The sequence below is a fragment of the Actinosynnema sp. genome (assembly GCF_052038725.1).
On record NZ_JBQGCX010000953.1, the window covers coordinates 1 to 4,029 of the forward strand.

At 74.9% G+C, this 4,029-nt stretch carries 4 protein-coding genes; 2 read left to right on the forward strand and 2 right to left on the reverse strand.

What is annotated here, in order from left to right; translation table 11 throughout:
- Window positions 1–1,137: FAD-dependent monooxygenase (locus tag ACTUAL_RS20185; RefSeq protein ID WP_440901346.1), on the reverse strand; the 1,137-nt coding region annotated here is incomplete at its 3' end.
- A gap of 246 nt (window positions 1,138–1,383) precedes the next feature.
- Between ACTUAL_RS20185 and ACTUAL_RS20190 the strand changes: the two genes are divergently transcribed.
- Complete coding sequence (locus ACTUAL_RS20190) at window positions 1,384–1,974, forward strand: class I SAM-dependent methyltransferase (RefSeq protein WP_440901347.1); 591 nt, start codon at window positions 1,384–1,386, stop codon at window positions 1,972–1,974.
- Between the two features lie 21 nt (window positions 1,975–1,995).
- Here ACTUAL_RS20190 and ACTUAL_RS20195 read toward each other — a convergent pair whose 3' ends face one another.
- Complete coding sequence (locus ACTUAL_RS20195) at window positions 1,996–2,979, reverse strand: hypothetical protein (RefSeq protein WP_096495868.1); 984 nt, start codon at window positions 2,977–2,979, stop codon at window positions 1,996–1,998.
- A gap of 555 nt (window positions 2,980–3,534) precedes the next feature.
- On the opposite strand from ACTUAL_RS20195, the gene ACTUAL_RS20200 reads away from it, so the two are divergent.
- Window positions 3,535–4,029: RICIN domain-containing protein (locus ACTUAL_RS20200; protein WP_440901348.1), on the forward strand; the 495-nt coding region annotated here is incomplete at its 3' end.

Below are 4,029 nucleotides of genomic sequence, written 5' to 3' on the forward strand. Positions count from 1 at the left end.
GTCCCAGTCGATCTCGTGCCGGTGCCACGGGAACGCGCTCGGCCCCACCCGCCGGATCGCCACCGGCATCACCAGGTCCCGCACCGCCCGCCCTACCGGCCCGGACACCGCGTTGCGCACCGCCCGCCCCGCCTGCTGCCCGAACCCCACCACCCGCGCCCGCCGCAACCGCTCGAACGCCACCACCCCGCCCGCCGCCCCCAGGTCGCGCACGCACCGGGCCAGCTCCACCGCGTCCTCCACGGCCAGCGCCACGCCCTGCCCCGAGTTGGGGAACTGCGCGTGCGCCGCGTCCCCGACCAGCACCACGTTCCCCCGCGACCACCGGGGCAGCGGGTCCAGCTCCTCCAGCGCCCCGGACAGCACCAGCGCGTCCGGCGCGGTCCGCCCGATCAGCTCCACCGCGGGCCCCCGGTCCTCGCCGAACACCGAGGTCAGCTCCGCCATCCAGTCCTTCGGGTCGCGCTCGCGCACCTGCGCGATCGTCAGCGCCCTCGGGCTCGGCAGGTGCGCGAACCAGCCGCCCGAGCTGTCCTCCAGCACCTGGTAGCCGAAGAACCCGCGCCGCCCGTGCACCAGCACGACCTTCCCGCCGGTGCTGTTCTGCCCGGTGAACGGGATGTTCCCGCCGAACCCCAGCACCCCCGCGTACCGGGGCCGCGCCTCGGGCACCACGTACCGCCGCACCGCCGACCGCACCCCGTCCGCACCCACGAGCAGGTCGAACCGCTCCCGGCTGCCGTCCGCGAACACCGCCTCCCGCTCGTTCACGTGCAGCAGCCGCCGCCCGTGCAGCACCCGCACCCCGCGCCGGGCCGCCTCCGCGCGCAGCACCTTGCGCAGCTCGCCCCGCCACACCAGCAGCATCGCCGGATCGCTGGTCAGCTCGCCGAGCACCCGGCCCGCGCCGTTGCGCACGACCAGCCCGGTGATGTCGTCCCCGACGCCCCGCACCGCGTCCCCGAGCCCGAGCACGTCCAGCGCCCGCATCCCGTTGGGCGCCACCGACAACCCGTCGCCGAGCCCCTCGGGCGGGGTGTCGCGGGCCTCCAGGACCACCGCGTCCCACCCGGCCTTGCGCAGCGCCATCCCCACGACGGGACCGCTGACCCCGCCACCCACCACCACTGCCCGCACGGCAGGTCCTCCCCGAGTTCCCGGCTCCACCCGCGCTCCGGGGACCGCGAGAACGGGGTCGGGCGGCACGGGTGGTTGACAGCGGGAGTATAGGTCGCGTTGATCTTCGACAAAGCCCTGGTCGGCGGCCTGCGCGCGCGGCCAGGCCCGGTGCCCGGCGCCCCCGGACCACCCGCCCACAACCCGCGTTGCCATTCCGGCAACAAAAGTTGGCCGCCCGCCCGCACCGGCCGCACCATCGTCCTCGTGGATCAGGAGTTCTGGGACGCCATGTACACCAACGTCGACTTCAGCTGGAGCGGGAACCCCAACGGGGCCCTCGTCGACGAGGTCACCGGTCTGCCCGCCGGGCGCGCGCTGGACGTCGGCTGCGGCGACGGTTCCGACGCGCGCTGGCTCGCGGCGCAGGGGTGGCGGGTCACCGCCGTCGACATCTCGCAGGTCGCGCTCGACCGCGCCGCCGCCGTGCAGACCCCGCACGAGATCACCTGGAGGCTGCTCGACCTGGCGAAGGAGGCCCCCGCCGAGACCTACGACCTGGTCTCCGCGCACTACCTGCCGATCCTCAAGACCGCACCCGACACCGCCAAGCACCTGATCGAGGCCGTCGCGCCCGGCGGGCGCCTGCTGCTCGTCGCCCACGACACCCCGGCCGAGGGCGCGTTCCACGGCCACGACGGCACCGAGTTCCCCTACGCCGACTTCGCCTCACCGGCCGACGTGCGCGCCCTGCTCGGCGACGGCTGGACCATCGAGACCGACGTCAAGCGCGACCGCGCCCTGAAGGCCAACAACCACCACGTGGACATCATCCTGCGGGCCAGGCGGGACGCCTGACCACCCGGCCGCGCGGGGGACCTACGACTTGGGGAACACCCCGCGCGGCTGCGGCAGCACGTCCGCCAGCGACACGCACTGCTCCGCCACCCGCGCCGCCAACCCCGGCGCGAACGGCGTCAGCTCCACCGCCAGCACCCGGCACGCCGCCAGCAGCACCGCCAGCACCGAGTCCACCCTCGGGTCCGCGCTCCGCGACAGCTCCCACGGCCTGCTGGCCTCCAGGTACCGGTTGGCCACCTCGACCACCCGCCACACCTCGCCCGAGGCCGCGGCGAAGTCGAACCGCGCCAACGCGCCCCGCACGCCCCCGCGCACCCCGGCGCACGCGGCCACCAGCTCCTCCGCGCCCCTGGGCGGCGCCGCGTCCGGCGGCGTCCCGCCCCGGTACCGGTGCACCATCACCACCACCCGGTCGACCAGCCCGCCCAGCTCGCGCCCCAGCTCCCGCCGGGCCACCGCCTCGTCCACCCCGCGCACCAGCGACCACCGCAGCACGTCCACCCCGTGCCCCCGCTCCCGCGCCCCCGGCAGCTCGGCGGGCGCCTCCCTGACCTGGGACACCGCCGCCGCCACGGGCTCCTCCCGCGTCGCGGGCGCCACCACGGTCGTGCACCCGGGGGCGCCCGCCGCCGCCAGCACCGCGCGCCACAGCCGCGCCCGCGCGCCCGTCTCCACCACCCGCACTCGCTGGTCGGCCTCCAGCCACCACCGGCGGTAGTTCGACGCCTCCGACCCGAACCCCAGCGAGGTCACCGGCGCGCCCAGCTCGTCGTCGACCTCCAGGCCGGGGCACCGCGCCCGCAGCGCGGCCAGCCCGGCGACGTGCCGCGCCGAGGTCGGGTCGAACAGCTCCGTGGACACCAGCCCCAGCTCGGTCCGCGCCACCCCCGCGCCCGCCAGGAACCGCACCCGGTCCCCGACCATCCTCCGGTGCCTGGCCAGCACGTCCGCCAGCAGCGCCCCCGAGGCCGAACCCGTCGCCACCACGTAGAACCGGGCCATGGCCGGACGCTAGCAGCGCGCGCCCGCCCGGTTCGAGGTCTTTTCCCCGGTTCCGAAGTCCCCGAGGGCGGGGGCGTGCGGGGAATTCCCACCGGAAGCGCAACAGTGGCCGCAGGCCCGGACGTCACAGGGGCGTGAGAGCCCAGCACGACGAGCACCGGAGGGGCCCGTGAAGGACAACGGGTCGGTCACCGTGACGCTAGGGGAGAAGGGGATCGAGCCCGCGGACGCGGAGCCGCGGGAGACGGGGGTGCGGGCCACGGTGGTCCGGGGGACGCGGCACTGCGTGCCCGGCCGCGGAGCCAATCCCACTGCTAAAAGAATTGCCCGACTTTAGCAGTCGAGCCCATTCCGGGAATCTTCGGCGTGCCCGCGCGAAACATTGTCGATGCGCCTTGACCGGCCACTTCCCGTCCCGCACAGTTCTGGGCGAAAAGACCGGCGGCGCTCGCGGCAGCGGCGGTCCACTCCCACACCCGGTCCGGAAACGGGTCGCCGCGAGCCCCATTCACCGCCCGAGCGCCGCCCCTCACCTCGACGAAGAGGAGCACGGCCATGCCCGGACCAGGACAGCGCCCGCCCACCACCGCCCCGCGCGCCCCCGCGCGCCGCCTGGCGGGTGTCCTCGCCGCCGTCACCGCGCTGCTCGGTGGCGTGCTGGTCGCGATCGGCGCGCCACCCGCGTCGGCGGCCACCGTCGACCCGAGCGCGTGGTACGTGCTGGTCAACCGCAACAGCGGCAAGGCGCTGGACGTCTACAACCTGCTCACCGACGACGGCGCCCGCATCACCCAGTGGGCCCGCAACGACGGCAACCAGCAGCAGTGGCAGTTCGTCGACTCGGGCGACGGCTACTACCGGGTCAAGTCCCGGCTGTCCGGCAAGGTCCTGGACGTCCACAACTTCTCCACCGCCGACGGCGGCGCGATCGTCCAGTGGACCGACAACAACACCACCAATCAGCAGTTCACCGTCCAGGACATCGACGGTTACATCCAGCTGATCAACCGCAACAGCAACAAGGCGGTCGAGGTGCAGGGCGCCTCCACC

Excerpts from the sequence above, each read along its gene's own strand:
- ACTUAL_RS20195 (WP_096495868.1), bottom strand. The coding sequence starts at position 2,979 with ATGGCCCGGTTCTACGTGGTGGCGACGGGTTCGGCCTCGGGGGCGCTG.